At 31.4% G+C, this 16,998-nt stretch carries 12 protein-coding genes; 8 read left to right on the top strand and 4 right to left on the bottom strand.

The features are described from left to right. Positions 1-24: 24 nt before the first annotated feature. The 4 genes from LGK97_RS05910 to LGK97_RS05895 are packed head-to-tail and all read left to right on the top strand — an operon-like array spanning position 25 to position 4,324. Positions 25-501, top strand: a complete 477-nt coding sequence (locus LGK97_RS05910) for a complex I 24 kDa subunit family protein (RefSeq protein WP_226258824.1) — start codon at positions 25-27, stop codon at positions 499-501. A gap of 1 nt (position 502) precedes the next feature. Further along, positions 503-2,377 carry an NADH-quinone oxidoreductase subunit NuoF gene (gene nuoF / locus LGK97_RS05905; protein WP_226258823.1) on the top strand — a complete coding sequence of 625 codons (1,875 nt, stop codon included), beginning with the start codon at positions 503-505 and terminating at the stop codon, positions 2,375-2,377. Positions 2,378-2,381: 4 nt separating this feature from the next. Then, on the top strand, positions 2,382-4,070 hold the full coding sequence (locus tag LGK97_RS05900) for a [FeFe] hydrogenase, group A (protein ID WP_226258822.1): 1,689 nt from the start codon (positions 2,382-2,384) through the stop codon (positions 4,068-4,070). A 5-nt stretch (positions 4,071-4,075) separates the two neighbouring features. Then, positions 4,076-4,324: a (2Fe-2S) ferredoxin domain-containing protein gene (locus LGK97_RS05895; protein WP_226258821.1), complete on the top strand. Its 249-nt coding sequence runs from the start codon at positions 4,076-4,078 to the stop codon at positions 4,322-4,324. A 49-nt stretch (positions 4,325-4,373) separates the two neighbouring features. Here the strand turns inward: LGK97_RS05895 and LGK97_RS05890 are convergent, their stop codons facing one another. Both LGK97_RS05890 and LGK97_RS05885 read right to left on the bottom strand, forming a co-directional pair. Beyond that, positions 4,374-4,970 carry an NUDIX hydrolase gene (locus tag LGK97_RS05890; protein WP_226258820.1) on the bottom strand — a complete coding sequence of 199 codons (597 nt, stop codon included), beginning with the start codon at positions 4,968-4,970 and terminating at the stop codon, positions 4,374-4,376. Then, on the bottom strand, positions 4,970-5,254 hold the full coding sequence (locus LGK97_RS05885) for a hypothetical protein (RefSeq protein WP_226258819.1): 285 nt from the start codon (positions 5,252-5,254) through the stop codon (positions 4,970-4,972). Before LGK97_RS05885 ends, LGK97_RS05890 begins: the two co-directional genes overlap by 1 nt. A 287-nt stretch (positions 5,255-5,541) precedes the next feature. Between LGK97_RS05885 and LGK97_RS05880 the strand changes: the two genes are divergently transcribed. Then, the gene (locus LGK97_RS05880; protein ID WP_226258818.1) at positions 5,542-5,934 is read left to right on the top strand and encodes a hypothetical protein; all 393 of its coding nucleotides are present in this window, start codon (positions 5,542-5,544) and stop codon (positions 5,932-5,934) included. A 164-nt stretch (positions 5,935-6,098) separates the two neighbouring features. Here the strand turns inward: LGK97_RS05880 and LGK97_RS05875 are convergent, their stop codons facing one another. After that, positions 6,099-6,275 carry a Spo0E family sporulation regulatory protein-aspartic acid phosphatase gene (locus LGK97_RS05875; protein ID WP_226258817.1) on the bottom strand — a complete coding sequence of 59 codons (177 nt, stop codon included), beginning with the start codon at positions 6,273-6,275 and terminating at the stop codon, positions 6,099-6,101. Positions 6,276-6,441: 166 nt separating this feature from the next. Further along, positions 6,442-6,804: a helix-turn-helix domain-containing protein gene (locus tag LGK97_RS05870; RefSeq protein WP_226258816.1), complete on the bottom strand. Its 363-nt coding sequence runs from the start codon at positions 6,802-6,804 to the stop codon at positions 6,442-6,444. Between the two features lie 328 nt (positions 6,805-7,132). Here LGK97_RS05870 and LGK97_RS05865 point away from each other — a divergent pair, with 328 nt between their 5' ends. The 3 genes from LGK97_RS05865 to LGK97_RS05855 all read left to right on the top strand — a co-directional run bounded on the left by LGK97_RS05865 (position 7,133) and on the right by LGK97_RS05855 (position 16,963). Then, on the top strand, positions 7,133-8,077 hold the full coding sequence (locus tag LGK97_RS05865; protein WP_226258815.1) for a vgrg protein: 945 nt from the start codon (positions 7,133-7,135) through the stop codon (positions 8,075-8,077). A gap of 204 nt (positions 8,078-8,281) precedes the next feature. Beyond that, complete coding sequence (locus LGK97_RS05860; protein ID WP_226258814.1) at positions 8,282-11,347, top strand: insulinase family protein; 3,066 nt, start codon at positions 8,282-8,284, stop codon at positions 11,345-11,347. Positions 11,348-11,524: 177 nt separating this feature from the next. Then, positions 11,525-16,963: a diguanylate cyclase gene (locus LGK97_RS05855; protein ID WP_226258813.1), complete on the top strand. Its 5,439-nt coding sequence runs from the start codon at positions 11,525-11,527 to the stop codon at positions 16,961-16,963. Positions 16,964-16,998: the final 35 nt, after the last annotated feature.

The raw sequence follows: 16,998 nt of genomic DNA, 5'->3' as shown, positions 1-16,998 counted from the left end.
CAATGTTAACAAGGGGGAACTACAATGAATACGCCATTTGATTATAGTAAGTTGGATAGTATATTAGTAGATCATGAATTTAAATCTTGCAATATTATTGCAATACTGCAAGATACACAGGAGACATACAGATACCTACCTAAGGAGATATTCGAATACTTATCAGAAAAACTGGGGGTAAGTACTGCAAAGATATATAGTGTGGCAACTTTTTATGATAATTTTTCCTTGGAGCCAAAAGGCAAGTATATAATAAAAATATGTGATGGGACTGCTTGTCATGTAAGGAAGTCAATCCCTATATTGGATAAACTAAGAAAAGAATTAAAACTTTCAGAAACTAAAATTACAACAGATGATTTGATGTTTACTTTAGAAACGGTTTCTTGTCTTGGAGCTTGTGGACTTGCACCTGTTATAACTGTTAATGAGAAGGTATATGGTGCGGTGACACCAGAAAAAGCAGTGGAGATTTTAAATGAGCTTAAGGAGGAGAAATAATATGCTTCTTAATAGAAATGATCTGATTGATATTAGTAATATATATAGTAAGTCACTTGATAATCAAGGCAAGAAGATTCTTATATGTGCAGGTACTGGGTGCGTTGCAGGTGGGGCCTTAGAAATTTATGATGAACTTGTGAAATTAATGAAGGATAAAGGTATAAATTGCGAAGTAAGCCTTGAAAAGGAACCACATGATGAATCAGTTGGAATCAAAAAAAGTGGATGTCATGGATTTTGCGAAATGGGCCCTCTTGTAAGAATGGAGCCTTCTGGATATTTATATATAAAAGTAAAGCCAGAGGATTGCGCAGAAATTTTAGAAAAGACAATAGTTAATAATGAATGCGTTGAGAGACTTGCATATACTAAGGATGGAGAAATATATAAAAAACAAAGTGAAATTCCTTTTTATAAAAAGCAAACTAGGATTGCGCTAGACCATTGTGGCCACATAGATGCAACTTCTATAGATGAGTATTTTGGTGTGGGAGGATATGGCGCTCTTGAAAAGGTATTATTTGATATGAGCCCTGATGATGTTATTAAAGAAATAGAGGAATCAGGTTTAAGGGGACGTGGCGGCGGAGGATTTCCAGCTGGTCGTAAATGGTCTCAAGTAAGACGCCAAGAAGAAAAAACTAGATATATTGTCTGTAATGGTGATGAAGGAGACCCAGGTGCATTCATGGATAGAAGTATAATGGAAGGAGACCCTCATAGAGTACTTGAAGGAATGATGATAGCTGCTGTTGCTTGCGGTGCACAAGAAGGATATATCTATGTTCGTGCAGAGTATCCTCTTGCAGTAAGTAGACTTAAAAATGCTATTAGTCAGGCTAGAAGTTATGGCCTTTTAGGTGACAATATACTTGGTACAAACTTTAGTTTTGATATTAAAATTAATAGAGGAGCAGGTGCCTTTGTATGTGGTGAGGGAAGTGCGCTTACAGCTTCAATTGAAGGAAAAAGAGGTATGCCAAGAGTAAAACCTCCAAGAACAGTAGAACAAGGACTTTTTGGTAAACCAACAGTACTTAATAATGTTGAAACTTTTGCCAACGTGCCTCCAATTATTGCCAAAGGTAAAGAATGGTATAAAACAATAGGTACAGAAAAAAGTCCAGGAACAAAGGCTTTTGCTATAACAGGAAATATTGAAAATACAGGACTTATTGAAGTGCCAATGGGTACAACTTTAAGAGAAGTAATATTTGATATAGGTGGAGGAATGAGGGGTGGCAAAGCGTTTAAAGCTGTACAAATAGGAGGTCCGTCTGGTGGATGTTTAACAAAGGCAGACCTTGATTTGCCACTAGATTTTGATTCTCTTAAAAAAGCAGGAGCCATGATAGGATCAGGTGGTCTTGTAGTTATGGATGAAGATACTTGTATGGTTGAAGTTGCTAGATTCTTTATGAACTTTACACAAAATGAGTCCTGTGGGAAGTGCGTTCCTTGTCGCGAAGGTACTAAGAGAATGCTTGAAATTCTTGAAAACATTGTTGCTGGCAAGGGAAAACTTTCAGATATAGATATGCTATTAGAACTTGCAGATACTATATCCTCAACAGCACTATGTGGTCTTGGAAAGACAGCGGCATTCCCAGTTGTTAGTACTATTAAAAATTTCCGTGATGAATATGAAACACATATAATAGAAAAGAAATGTCCATCAAAGACCTGCGTAAAGCTTAAGACAATATTTATTGAAGAAGAACTTTGCAAAGGATGTTCAAAGTGTGCAAGAACTTGCCCGGTTGGAGCAATTTCAGGCAAAATTAAGCAACCTTACAAAATTGATCAAGATAAGTGTATTAAATGCGGCGCGTGTATTGATGCTTGTGCATTTAAAGCTATAAAGGAGGATTAATACAATGAATGGACAGTTTATGATTATAGATAATATACCTGTAGAGATAAATGGTGAAAAGAATATTCTTGAATTAGTTAGAAAAGCTGGTATAGATTTACCTACCTTTTGTTACTATTCAGAGCTTTCAGTTTACGGCGCTTGCCGTATGTGTATGGTAGAAAATAAATGGGGAGATATGGAAGCAGCATGTTCTACTCCTCCAAAGGCTGGTATGGAAGTACAAACAAATACTCCAAGGCTTAGAAAGTATAGAAAAATGAATATGGAATTATTACTTTCTAATCATTGTAGAGATTGTACCACTTGTGAAAAGAATGGCCATTGTAAACTCCAAGATTTGGCACAAAGATTTGGAATTAAGGAAGTAAGATTTAACAATACTTCTGAGAAAAAACTAATGGATAACTCATCTGTATGTATTGTACGTGATAAAAGTAAGTGTATACTATGCGGTGACTGTGTAAGGGTCTGTGAAGAGGTACAAAATATTGGAGCAATTGATTTTGTTAAAAGAGGTTCAAAGATGACTGTAACTACTGCATTTGATGCCCCTATAGCAGAAACTAATTGTGTTGGGTGTGGTCAGTGTGCAGCTGTATGTCCTACTGGAGCTATTGTAGTTAAGAATGATACAGCTAAGCTTTGGGAAGAGATTAGTGATAAAGATACAAAGGTCGTGGTTCAAATTGCCCCAGCAGTAAGAGTTGGAATTAGCCAAGAAATGGGACAAAAAGATGGCGAAAATGTAATGGGTAAAATAGTAAGTGTTCTTAGGAAAATGGGTTTTGATGAAATTTTTGATACCTCTACAGGAGCGGATCTTACAGTGTTAGAGGAAACAGGAGAATTTCTTTCAAGGCTTGAAAAGAATGAAAAGTTACCGCTGTTTACATCTTGTTGCCCTTCGTGGGTAAGCTATGTTGAAAACACGTATCCAAGCCTAATGGAGAATGTTTCTACTTGTCGTTCACCTATGCAAATGTTTTCTTCAGTATTAAAGGAGCATTATAAAAACTCTAATAAAAGAGTTGTGTCTGTAGCTATTATGCCTTGCACAGCAAAAAAATCTGAAGCTAAAAGAGATGAATTTACTGAAGATGGAGTTCCAAGTGTAGATTACGTAATAACTACACAAGAGCTTATCCAAATGATAAAAGAATCAGGGATTGTGTTCTCAGAGGTTGAGCCTGAGGCAGTTGATATGCCATTTGGTGTTAGCAGTGGAGCAGGTGTTATATTTGGAGTAACAGGTGGTGTTACTGAGGCTGTAATACGTAGAGTTTTAGATGATAAATCAACTACTGCGTTACGTGCCCTTGCTTTTAATGGTGTGCGTGGTATGGCAGGAGTTAAAGAAACAAGTATTACGGTAGATAACCGCGTAATAAACATAGCAGTGGTAAGTGGGCTTAAAAATGCAGATGAACTTATAAAAAGAATACAAGCTGGAGAGGCTCATTATGATTTCGTTGAAGTTATGGCGTGCCCAGGCGGATGTATTTCTGGTGCAGGGCAACCATTTACAAAAGCTGAAGGGAAATTAAAACGTGGTGCTGGATTATATGAAGCGGACAGAATGAGTAGCATAAAGCGTTCAGAGGAGAATCCAGTTATGATGTCTCTGTATTCAGGATTATTAAAGGGCAAGGTTCACAAGTTGCTACATGTAAAGTATAAAGGTAAGGAGTGATTGTTGTGGTAGAATTAAGTGTTTGTGTAGGAAGCGCATGCCATATTAAGGGTTCTTACAATATTATCAACACCTTTCAACAAGAAATTGAAGAATATAATCTGTCAGATAAAGTTGAACTAAAAGCAATTTTCTGTTTGGGACATTGTACTACTGGAGTATCTGTAAAAATAGATGACAGTGAAGTTTACAGTGTTTCAGGGACTACAGCTAAAAAGTTTTTTGAAACTGAGGTAATACCAAGACTAACTTAGTGCCACCCAAGTGGCAAGTGGCATATTGCCACTTACCACTTGGGTGGCATTAGCCTATAAAGTTTTGAATAGCAAGAAAAGCCTTAATATCTATTTTTTCATTAGAACTAATCAAAATCTTAGCTTCTTGTCTTGATAGTAGTATAACCTCGATGTCCTCATCTGGTTCTAAATAATCCTTTGATACTTGGCCGTTGCAAGTGCAATATACCAAGGCTACTGATTCATCGGTCATGCCTGTGGATATATATGCTTTGGCTTTTGTTTTATTATAATCAATATCCAGCAAATCAAGACCAGTTTCTTCTTTCAGTTCACGTCTTACAGTAGTTTCAAAATCTTCTCCACAATCTATGAGGCCAGCAGGAATTTCATAAACATAATCATTAAGGGGAACCCTAAATTGTTTTATAACTACTAGCTGATCGTCAGCTGTATGTGTAGCTTTATCTACATATGTAGCTACAATTATAACTGCATCTATTTGGTCTTCTGACCCATTAAAATAAGTATTTTTTAATGTATCCAAGTCTTTTCTAGAGGCTATAGACCAATTTCTAGATTTTCCACTTTTATTGATGTACTCTGCATTATAAAGTTTTAAATATTTTGTATCTGCAAGCGTTGTGATATTTTTAATTGACATTACTCGAAATCCTCAGGTTTTAAATTGTTAACATAAGCTAAAACAACATCTAGTGAATTAGAGGAGTACATTGCATCTACCCCACCTTTATGATAGTAAACTGCAAAACGATCATTTTTGAAATAGAAAATGTGATAGCTTCTGCTACCAACCTGCCTATGACCTAAGCAAGTTTCGTCGTCTAAAATAAGTTCATTTAATATTCTGTTTCCTACACTTACGCCTTTTATCACAGCCAAACTCATATAACGAGGTTCAAAAGCAAATTCTTTCATTGTATTCATTTTAATGCCCCCTTGTTTATTATATATTCTTTGATGATATCATTTTCTAACAGAAAAAACAAATAGAGTAATAAGAACGCTAAAAAATTTCATATAAGAAGAATCTATAACTTGCCACTTGCCACGTGGATGGCACTAGGTAGATCACTTGGAAATGTTTGTACATCTTGGCTTTAAGTGTTCGTAGAAAATGGAATGTAAATCTGTTATACTGTTTGTGATTTTCAACGGTTGGGACAAGCAGCTTCAGGGGAATATACATATATTTTTGGATGGGGAGGGACGAAATGTTTTATTTTGTGAAAGACATAGAGGAAAATGTGATGAATGTGAATTGTATCCAGGAAATTGCATTTTTAGAAGAGGCTATATATAATATGTCCTTAGGAAAGATGGTTAAAGAGTATGAAAACTTAAAAAAATGGTTCATGATTAATAAAATGGCTAACAACTTTAAGGATAAAGGTGTTGCAGGGGAAGAACTTAGTTTTTTTCTTATAGAGAATGTTCCGTGGGATGATATGGATTATACCCATGATATTTTACATAATAGAATTAAAGGAAAAATGGGACAAAAATTTGAAGAATATGAATACAATTTAAGATTGAGATTAAGCAAGACATGCTCTAGGATATTATTTGAAACTAAGATAAAATGTATTTTAAAAGAAAATATATGATTTTTAAAAGGGTATACTTAAATAAAACTTATAATACATATTAAAATACTGGCATATCTACAAAACACTTTGGGCACATAGATAAAGAGATCCCTATAAGCACACATAGGGATTTTCTAATTGATTTTGGAAAATGGAAGTTATAGCTTATATTTTATAATATTTTATTTTTTTAACAATATAAATTCAACGATGAGATCATCTAATTGACGACTTATATTTAGTGTTTCTGCATTTACATCTGAACCATTCATTGTACAACAGAGTTCATTTAAAGTAGATCTTAATGAGTTGATGCTGGATTTAAGTTCTTCTTCATTTAAAATTACTTTTTCATCCATAAACACCCTCCTAGTTTATTCTATGAAATTAACTAGAATTATAAACATTTGCTATTTTCCATGATTAAGGATATATCAAAAGGAGTATATATAAAACATGCTAGCAGCATACAAATATAATTGGCATGTTTTTATTTAAATGGAATATATGGATTATCAATACAAGTTATCTTGCAAGATGTGGTAATAACAATTTTATGAGTTCTTCAATAACATTGGCTTCTTTTTCTGAACATCTATTAATTAGGGAATACAAATTATTATTATTATTATTATTATTATTATTATTATTATTATTATTTTCAAAATTCACTTGTTCAAAAAACAAAGAATCTATGGAAATATGTAAACATTCAGAAATCTTTATTAATGTGTTAATACTCATGTTCCTTTCGCCTCTTTCGATTTGCCCTAGAAAATAGGGAGAAAGGTTTAAGATTTCAGCAAGTTTTTCTCTAGACATATCAAAGTTTTCTCGCTCAATCCTAATTTTATTTCCAACCTCTACATAGTTTACTTCGCTGTCCATATTATTCACCCTCTACAGATTACTTACCCATGTAATTTTACACAAAAGCCCTCAATATATAAATTAGCTTATTGCCTATAAATTATGTTATAAAATACTATATTGCTTGAGACTTAAGATTTAAGGGGCCTATGTTTATTTAATATGCGTATATTTGGTTTTTTTATTCAACAATTAAATTCATGTCCATATACTAAGGAGAATAAGAATACTTTCTATTTGGAAGATTTATACTAAGCTTAAAATTGTAGATGAATACTTACTAAAGGTTTTTCACTAATATACGATAATAACATATATAAAAATCTATTTAAAACGGGTGAGAAAAATGGCATTATCCACAAACACGATTAGTAATACACTATTAAAACAATATATGTCTCAAGTTAAAAATGATAATAACAATTCTGATAAAGGCATGACTAACATAGAAAATGAAAAAGCTATGCAACAATTTGCTTTTCAGGCAATGCTTGAACAAATGTCGGATAGTCAAGGGAATTCAATGATGGCAGAGCTTTTGTCCACTGCGTTATCTAAGCAGGATTCCTTTAGCTTGGATGATTCCCTGGGTGCATTAAGTAATTTTAATTCTAATATGAGAGGTGCTGCTAGGTCAGTATTCAATGATTATAGCGCGGATACAAGTGATAACTATGGTGGATTAGGCTTTGCTGCTGCTAAATATGAATCTAATAGTAATCCAGGGTCAATTAGTAATACACCGGGAGATTATGGCGGAAAGTCCTATGGTGCTTGGCAGTTTTCATCTAAAACAGGTTCTTTAGATTCTTTTATAGAATCTCTTAAAGGAAAAGAAAATGTACTTTATTCAAAGTTATCTAATGCAAAAGCTAAAGATGGCAATAAATTCGGTGAAAACTTTGATGCTGAATGGACTAGCATAGCACAGGAGAATAAAACTAAATTTTTGAACTTGCAACAAGATTGTGTAAAACAAGATTATTATGATACAGCAGCGAAAGCCTTGAAAACAAAATATGGGTTTGATATAAGTGGAAAAAGTAATGCTTTAAAAGAAAGCCTATGGTCTACGGTAGTTCAACATGGGGTAAGCGGAACTTTATCTGTGTTTTCAAAGCTTAATTTAAAAAATAGTGATGGTAATATAATAAATGATCTATATAATGAACGTCAAAATGTTGACCTTTATTTTAGAAGCAGCTCATCACAAGTAAAACAAAGCGTATATAATCGGTTTACAAGTGAAAAGCAAGATATGATTAATATGTTAAATAAAGAATTAGCTTAATAATAGGTAAATTAAAGTTGATAGAAGCCTTTCATAATTTATTAAAAACACTATGAATAATTATTCATAGTGTTTTTGTTTTTATATAGCATTCAGAAAATGTTATATAACTGACTTGTAAATGTATCGAATATTAAAAATAAAACATACTATTGATAACATAAAATATATATTTACGTAAAAAATATGGTTAGGGGGGATAAAATGAAGAGACCTAGAAAATCAATTTCTATTTTATTATCTGTAGTATTACTATTAAATATTTTTACTAGTTTTAAGCAAGGTGCTGAAGTTAAAGCAGTACAGTTAAGTAACCCTACATGTGTTATAAGTCTTAAGGAAGAACTAGAAGTAGGTAGCAAAATATCAGGATTTAAGCTAGAAACTAAAAAGTGGATTGAGGATATACAGTGTACTGCAATGATATTTAAACATGTTAAAAGTGGAGCAAAACTAATTTATCTACAAAACATGGATGAAAATAAGGTATTCTCAATAAGTTTTCGAACTCCAGTACATGACAACACAGGTGTTAATCATATTATTGAACATTCAGTTTTGTGTGGTTCAAAAGAATATCCTGTTAAAGATCCATTTTTAATTATGACAAAGCAATCCTTAAATACCTTCATTAATGCTTTTACAGGACCGGATTTTACAATGTACCCGGTAGCAAGCAAAAATGAAAAGGACTTTAATAACTTGATGAGTGTTTATTTAGATGCAGTCTTCTATCCCAATATATTTAAAGATCCTAGAATACTTAAACAAGAAGGCTGGCATTATGAAATAAATAAGAAAACAGGAGAGTTAAGTTATAATGGGATAGTATACAATGAAATGAAAGGCAGTTATTCTTCACCACAGGGAATACTCTCAAATACTATTAATAAATCACTGTTTAAAGATAACTCGTACGGTTTTGAGTCAGGAGGAAATCCGGAAAATATTCCCGAACTTACCTATGAAAAGTTTATAGAAACTTATAAAAGATATTATGTACCATCAAATAGTTCTATATATCTATATGGGAAATTGAATATTTACAGTACCTTAGAATTGATAAATGATAATTATTTAAGCAAATTACCAACAGGCGCTGTAGATAGTGAAATTAAATTACAAAAAAGCTATAAAAAAGGTGTTGAAAAAACAGATTTTTATCCAATAGCTAAAGATTCAAGCACAGCAAATATGACTTATTTATCGTCAAACTATGTGATGGATAAGGTTTCAGGAGTAGAAGAGATTTTAGGTTTTAAAACTTTAGAAGAAATTCTTTTGAATTCGGAATCATCACCTTTAAGAAAAACATTACTACATAACGGTATAGGAGTAAATCTATATGCCAGATTTAATGATTCCTTGCAACAACCAATTTTTAGTATAATTGCTGAAAATACAAACGAGAAAGAAAAGTATAGGTTTAAAAGTATTATTGATGATGGATTAAAACAGATAGTAAAGAATGGATTTGACAGCGAATTAATAGATTCTGTATTAAGTACTTTAGAATTTAATTTACATGCTCAAAACTCAGAAGCTAATAGAGGGATGAACTATATGTTTGCAGCACTAAGTTCCTGGAACTATGATTTAAATCCTATAGAATATTTAGAAGTAACTCCGGCACTTAACAAAATAAGAACTAAAATACATAGTGGATATTTTGAAAAATTAATTAAAAAATACTTATTAGGTAATAAGCATAATTCACTAGTTGTATTAAAGCCTTCTAGTGGGCTTAATGAACAAAAAGAAGAATTAGTAAAAAAGAAACTTGAAGCATACAAAACATCACTTTCAGAAATTCAATTAGCTAAAATTACAAGGGATACACAAGAACTGAAGCTATGGCAGGAAACAGAGGATTCAAAGGAAGACTTATCAAGGATACCAACACTTTCACGTAAAGATTTAAATTTAGTAGCAGAAGAAATTCCAACTATAGAAAAAGTAGAGCAAGAAATAAAGATACTAAAACATCCTTTATTTACTGATGGCATTATTTATTGTAATTTATATTTTGATAGCTCAAAGGTGCCTCAGGATAAGGTGCTGTATTTAAAGCTGCTAGCTAGTATTTTAGGAAATGTGAGCACCCAAAGATATAATCTTATGCAACTTTCAAATAAAGCAATGAGTTATACTGGAGGCATTAGTTTCACTTCAACGGCATTTAGGAATAACATTAGTGAAACTGTTGATTACTCTCCTAAGATGACAGTTTCAGTAAATTCACTAAATACCAATCTGCACAAAGCATTTGAACTTATAGATGAAACAATGAACCATAGTAATTTTAATGATAAAAAGCGTATTAAAGAGTTAATAAAGCTATTAAGAGCAAATTACGAATCTGTATTTGTTAACCAAGGAAACAATCTTGCAATAGAGCGTGCTTTGTCTTATATGTCAGGTATTGGTAAGTATAAAGACTTAGATTATATTCCTTATTATAACTTTATTTGTGATTTAGATGATAATTTTGATGTTAAATTTGATGAAGTGAAAAAGGAATTAAATAATGTTTCAGACATTGTATTTAACAAGGAGGGGCTAGTTGTAAGTTATACAGGGGATGAAAAACATTATACTGATTTTCAAAGTGCATTTAATTTTTTACAAGAAAAAATTCAAAACAAAAGGTTTCAAAAGCAGGAATATAAGTTTGATTTTTCAAAGAAGAATGAGGCTTTTGTAATTCCATCACAAGTACAATACGTAGTTAAGGCTGGAAGTTTTAAGCGTGCAGGATACAACTATAGTGGAAAGATGAAGGTTGCTCAAAACATTCTAAATAGTGACTATTTATGGAGAGAGCTTAGATTAAAAGGTGGCGCTTATGGGGGAGCTATGATAAGTACAAGTGAGGAGATATTATTTTATTCTTATAGGGACCCTAACCTAATTGAAACTATAGGTACATTTGATGGAGTTGTGAAATTTTTAAGGAGTTTTAAGGCCGATGAGAAAGAAATGACTAATTATATAATAGGAACCATTGGCGGGATGGATAGTTTAACAGGGCCTTATTACAAGGGAACAATAGCCGATAATATGTACTTTTCAGGCGCTACACAAGAGGATAATCAAAAGCTACGAGATGAAGTGTTATCTACTACTGCAGAGGATATAAGAAATCTTGCACAGGTATTTGAAGCTGTAATAAAACAAAATATACAATGCACAGTTGGTGGACAAAACAAAATAAATGAAAGTAAAGATTTATTTGATAATATTATATTCCCCATAAAAAATCCTAAATAAGTAGTGATTTTTCTATTGTTACTATGATTATTATTTGTTAAAGTATTAAGTTTCTTCAAAGAAGCTTAAAAATCAATTATTTTAGACTTAAAGTTAATTATTACACTATAGTATATTTTAACCATATGGTATAATGTAAAGAAAGAGAGAGAACTTACAAATGGGGATGTGTTATCATTGAATTTAATCAACAATAGATATAGGGTTATTAAAAGTTTAACTCAAGATAGGATTAAGTCTTCCTATCTTGTTTCCGATGTTGTAAATAATCATGAGAAAGTTCAGTTAAATATTATTAACTCTGAATTTGCAGCAGAAAATTTGATAAGCTATTTCATAGCTGAATTTATTACATTTCCAAGCATAGACCATGAAAATATAAGTAAAGTTTTTGATTTTGGCTTTATTCGCATTATTGACAATAGTAAAATAAAGAATGGTGAGTACTTTTATACCAATGATTACATAGGGAATACTGAAGAATTACAAGAAGTAATGGCAAATATATGTGAGAATAATATTCTAGATATATTTATGCAATTATGTATGGCATTAAATTACTTGCATATTAAAGGCTTTGTTTATGGAGAATTTAATACTAATAATATAATGATTGTTAATAAGGGTAATAAGAATAAAGTTATTCTCAAGGATTTACCAACTATAGAAATTCAAAAGCAAGACTATGGTCATAGTAAGCTAGGTCAAAAGAAATTTAAGGCTCCTGGTCAGATTGTGGGTAAAAATCCAACAATAGCTTCAGATATATACTCTATGGGGGTTGTTCTACTTGCATTATGTAAAATAGATATTAATGAAAGAACTAATATACAACAGGATATTCTTAAACTTGAGAATAGGGTTAAAATAGAGCACAGCAACTCTATATCAACATTAGAATTTTATAATAATATAATTAAAATAATTAAAAAGATGACTAATGAACATTTAAGTAATCGCTATGACAATATAAATGAAATAGTAAAAGATGTTAATGAGTTTTTTAATACAGAATATAAGGCTTATATAATTGATGAAATTGAGAAATTGAACTTTAACACTAAAATAGTTGGTAGAAATGTTGAAGTAACTAAAATAATTAGTGCTTATGAAGATTTAGTTAATCGTAGCACATCAAATGGAATTATATTTGTTCAGGGTGAACAAGGTATTGGAAAAACAAGACTGCTTAAAGAAATAGAGCATTTACTTTACATGAGAAAAGCTAATATTTTTTCTAGCTTTGCTATAGAGAATTTTGATAGTAGCACCAAAAGTAATAAGGCGATTATAGATATATTAAAAAAAGTAGTAGCTGTATGTGATGAGGAAATAGTAAAAAGATATCAAAATGAATTAATAAAACTAATTCCGGATCTTGGCAAAGAAAGTAATGTTGTGGCTTCAGAAAGTTTAATAGGTGAGAAAGAAAAGTACAGACTAATTAGTAGGATATACAGTTTTATTGAAGAAAGCATTAATAATAAACCTACCATTTTTATTATAGATAATGCTAATTGTTTAGATGAGTTCTCAATGGAACTCTTAGAGTATATAAATATGCAAAGTTATAATGATCAAAATATAATGATAGTTTTATCTTATACTAAAGGTAAAAATGATAGATTTGAGCAATTACTAAATAAAGGGTTAAATAATATAAGGATTTCTTTAAATAACTTTAACAATGAAGAAACATCTATTATGATTCAAGGGATACTTGGTATGCCTTGGGTTCCTAGTGAGTTTGGAGAAAAGATTTATGGCAAAACTTACGGAAACCCTTTATTTATTGAGGAAACCTTAAAGGATTTTGCGGCTAAAAAGATACTTGGTATAAATGTAAAACATGGAAAGTGGTATACTCCTTTTGAAACTTTAGATGAAATGCCAATTGCATCAACTATGGAGCAAGCACTATTAAATCAAATAAAGGAAATTGATCAAGGAAGTTATGAAGTATTAAGTACCATATCCATATTTAATACTGCTATTTCAATTGAAGTTATTGAAAAACTTTTTATTGATAACGATGTTAGAATAGAAAATTACGTTAATGAACTATGTGCTAAAGGAATACTATGTAGAAAAATTGAGGATAGAGGGTTTGTATTTGATTTTAATAATAAGGTACTTAAAAATTTAATATATGATAAGTTAAGTGAAAATCAGCGTAAAGCAAAACATGAGATTGCGTCCTCGGTACTTGAAAAGTTATTTGAAGTTGAGAAAAAAGGAAGTAAAGAAGAACTTATATATCATTTAGAAAAGGCTAAGGATGTACAAAGAACTGTAAAGTATTGCATAGAGCTTGCAGAAGAAATGAAATCACTTAGAATCATGGATGAAGCAATTTCAAAGTATAAAAAAGCTTTGTCAATGTTGGCTTCCCAAGAGGACCTTAATAAAAAGGTGGAGATTCTTCTTAAGATAGGAGATATTTACGTAAGTGTAGGGAACTTATCAGCTGCACTAGAATCTTATAAAAAACCATATGAGTATTCAATGAATTTAGTAGAAGAAAAACTTCAAGTTGATACTGCAAACAAAGTGGCATATATATGTATGAAGAAGAATGAAATGGAAGAGGCAGTTGAGTACATAGAAAAAGGTGAAACTATACTTTCAAATATTGAATACATGGAAGGCTACCTTGAAAACAGAAAGCTTCTTGCAAATCTATATATGTCAAAGAGGGAGTACCAAAAAGTAATTGGTATATGTAATTATTCTATAGATAAGTGTGGGGATAATTATCTAAAGTACAAGGGTCTTTTATATAATATCCTTGGAGTTATGTATTCAGAAACTTCCAGGAAAATTCAAGCATTGGAACACTATAGAAAGGCGCTTAAATATTTCGAGGAAATAAATAATCCGGAAGGCATGTGTATTTGTTTAAATAACCTTGGAGTAATTTATGGAGACCATTACCAAGAGCGCGAAACTGCTATTAGTTATTACAATAAAATTTTGGTAATATGTAAAGAAAATAATATTGTGGAATCAGAAATTATTGCTTTGATTAATTTAGCAGTTTGCAATATAGATAATTTTCACTATGATGCTGCATTTAAATACCTTAAAGATGTACTAGAAAAGTCAACAAATATGGGATTAGAAGGTAATGTGTTTTATACTTACAATTATCTTTCCTATGTGTGTTTAAAGATGGGAAATATCAAGGAGTCTTATGAATATAATCTTTTAGCACAAGGGGAGCTGGAACAACACCCTATTCAAGGCAAAGATATTTCTTTGTTTTATCAAATGGGGGCAGAACTTTATTATGCCATAGGCAACATTGATGAGGCTTATATTTTGGTTAAAAAGGCTATAGAGATTTGCAATAATGATGGCACAACTCAAGATAATAATAGCAAATTATTATTGTTTATTTTAGAAATACAAAGAGCAAAAAACTTAAAAGATATAAATAAAAAGATTAAGCATATGAATATAGTTATTAATAGCTTTAAGAATAATATTGATAAAGTCAATGTACTATATGAAATTTGTATTTCACTATATGAAAATGGATACATTAAGGTAGCAAGAAGTTTATTTAAAACAAATACCTTAAGTAAACAGGAAATATCATCTGAGGTAATAAAACTAAAAGGATTGTATCTAAAAGGACTTTTATATGAAGATAAAATCAAAATTAATAACTTGATGGAAGCCTTAGATTTATGTAAGAGACTAAGAAATAAGATCTTCCAATGGAGAATATGTAACGCTATTGGAGACTATTATTTTTCACAGGATGATTATTTCTATGCGGTAAACTACCACTTTGAAGCCTGTGAGATAATTAAGGATTGCACGCTCCAATTGCCAGAAGAAGTTAGGGTTAAGTACATTAATTCCTGGAATAGGATGAAGCCTTTTGATGCAATTAAGTATATGAGTAAGTCTTATCCAAATAGTAAAGGCCTTGAATCTACAGGTCCTAGAACCATTATTTTAAATCAAAAGGAACTAAAAAATCTTTTTCACTATAATACATTTGCTGAAATACTAAATAATAAAAGTTTCATTGAATCATCTAAGAAGATATATAGGACAATTTTGCCAAAAGATATTTACGACATTAATGATATTATTGTCAACATGTGTGAGGAGCCACTAGACATATTAGACACCGTTACAAAGCTTGTTTCGAGCATAGTATTATCTACTAGAAGTTTAGTTATTTCTGAGGGAAGTGAAGAAGAATATTCGATTTTAGCCTCCAGTGATGGAAATCAAGATATAACACATATAAAACCAATTCTACAAAGAGTAAGAGAAACTAAAAACTCTATATTAGTTAGTGAGGCCTTTAATAGTGGAAAAGACATAGAACTAAGATTTATGCCTAGTGGCATGAAATCTATAATGTGTATACCGATTCTAAAAAAAGAGCATTGCTCTATAGAAATGCTAAAAGTTGAAAGTAGAAGTATTAATGAACTATTTAAGACCGAAAGTATAAAGGGTTATTTATATATGGAATCTGAAAGAGTGTTAAATAACTTTAATGAAGAAAGTTTGAATAAATGCGGGGATCTAACCTCATTTATAAGTTTCGTTATGGAAAACTACTTACTTAAAATTAGCTCTTCTATTGATAAACTAACAGGTACCCTTACAAGGCGATTTTTAGAGGATGCACTATCTCAGCAGATAGAAAAGGCTAATAAAGTTCAAGGTAAGTTCTCAATAATCATGTTTGATTTGGATAATTTCAAAGGGGTTAATGATAGGTTTGGTCATCAAACGGGAGATCAAGTACTTAGAGATGTCTGCAAAGTAGTTATGGATTCAATTAGAAAGAATGATGTATGCGGTCGATATGGTGGAGAAGAATTTATTGTTATTTTACCTGAAACTGATACAACCCTTGCCTATGAAATTGCAGAAAGAATAAGACGAGATATTGAAGATAAAAAGCTATTAGGTTCAAAAAGAGAGCTAACGGTTAGCATTGGCATAGCTACATATCCAAACCATGGAAAATGGAAACAGGAGTTAGTAGAAAAAGCTGACCAAGCACTGTATGTGGCTAAGGCAAGTGGAAGAAATAGGAGTCAAATATGGGAAGAGGAGTTTGTTGGCACAGTTAAGGGTACCAATAAACTGTTAGGAATAGTTTCAGGAAATTTAGTCCAAGATTCAAGAAATATATTAGCTATGTCAGAGCTTGTGGAAATTATTAAGGGAGAAGATAACTTCGAAACTAAGGTATTTAATTCGCTTGGTAGAATAATTGAAACAACTGAGGCGCACAATGGTATGTTCTTTATGATAAACAGAAATAAGGTTACTAAAAAATTTGCAAGACAGATTTTCAAAGAGGATTGGACTGAGGCTAAAGGTTATAGTGAAGCTATAATCGAAGCTGTAATTATAGATAAGCAAGCTAAATGCATAATAGATTGGGACTCTATAGTAGACTATGATATAGTAACTGGAATGCCAAATTGGAATTCTGTTTTGGTTATTCCTATAATTAAATCTGGTATTGTATATGGAATACTGTACCTTACTGTACCTATTAAAGTTAAGGAGTTCAAGATAGAGGATTTGAATTTTACAAGTATGTTAGGTCAACTATTAATTGGGGTATTTTAGCATACAAAAGGTGGGAGAGATTTTGAGATATAATT

The sequence above is a fragment of the Clostridium sp. CS001 genome, from assembly GCF_020443565.1.
Lineage (GTDB): Bacteria > Bacillota > Clostridia > Clostridiales > Clostridiaceae > Clostridium_AD.
Note: the sequence above shows the minus strand (reverse complement) of the source record. Positions and strands in the feature narration are given on the sequence as shown.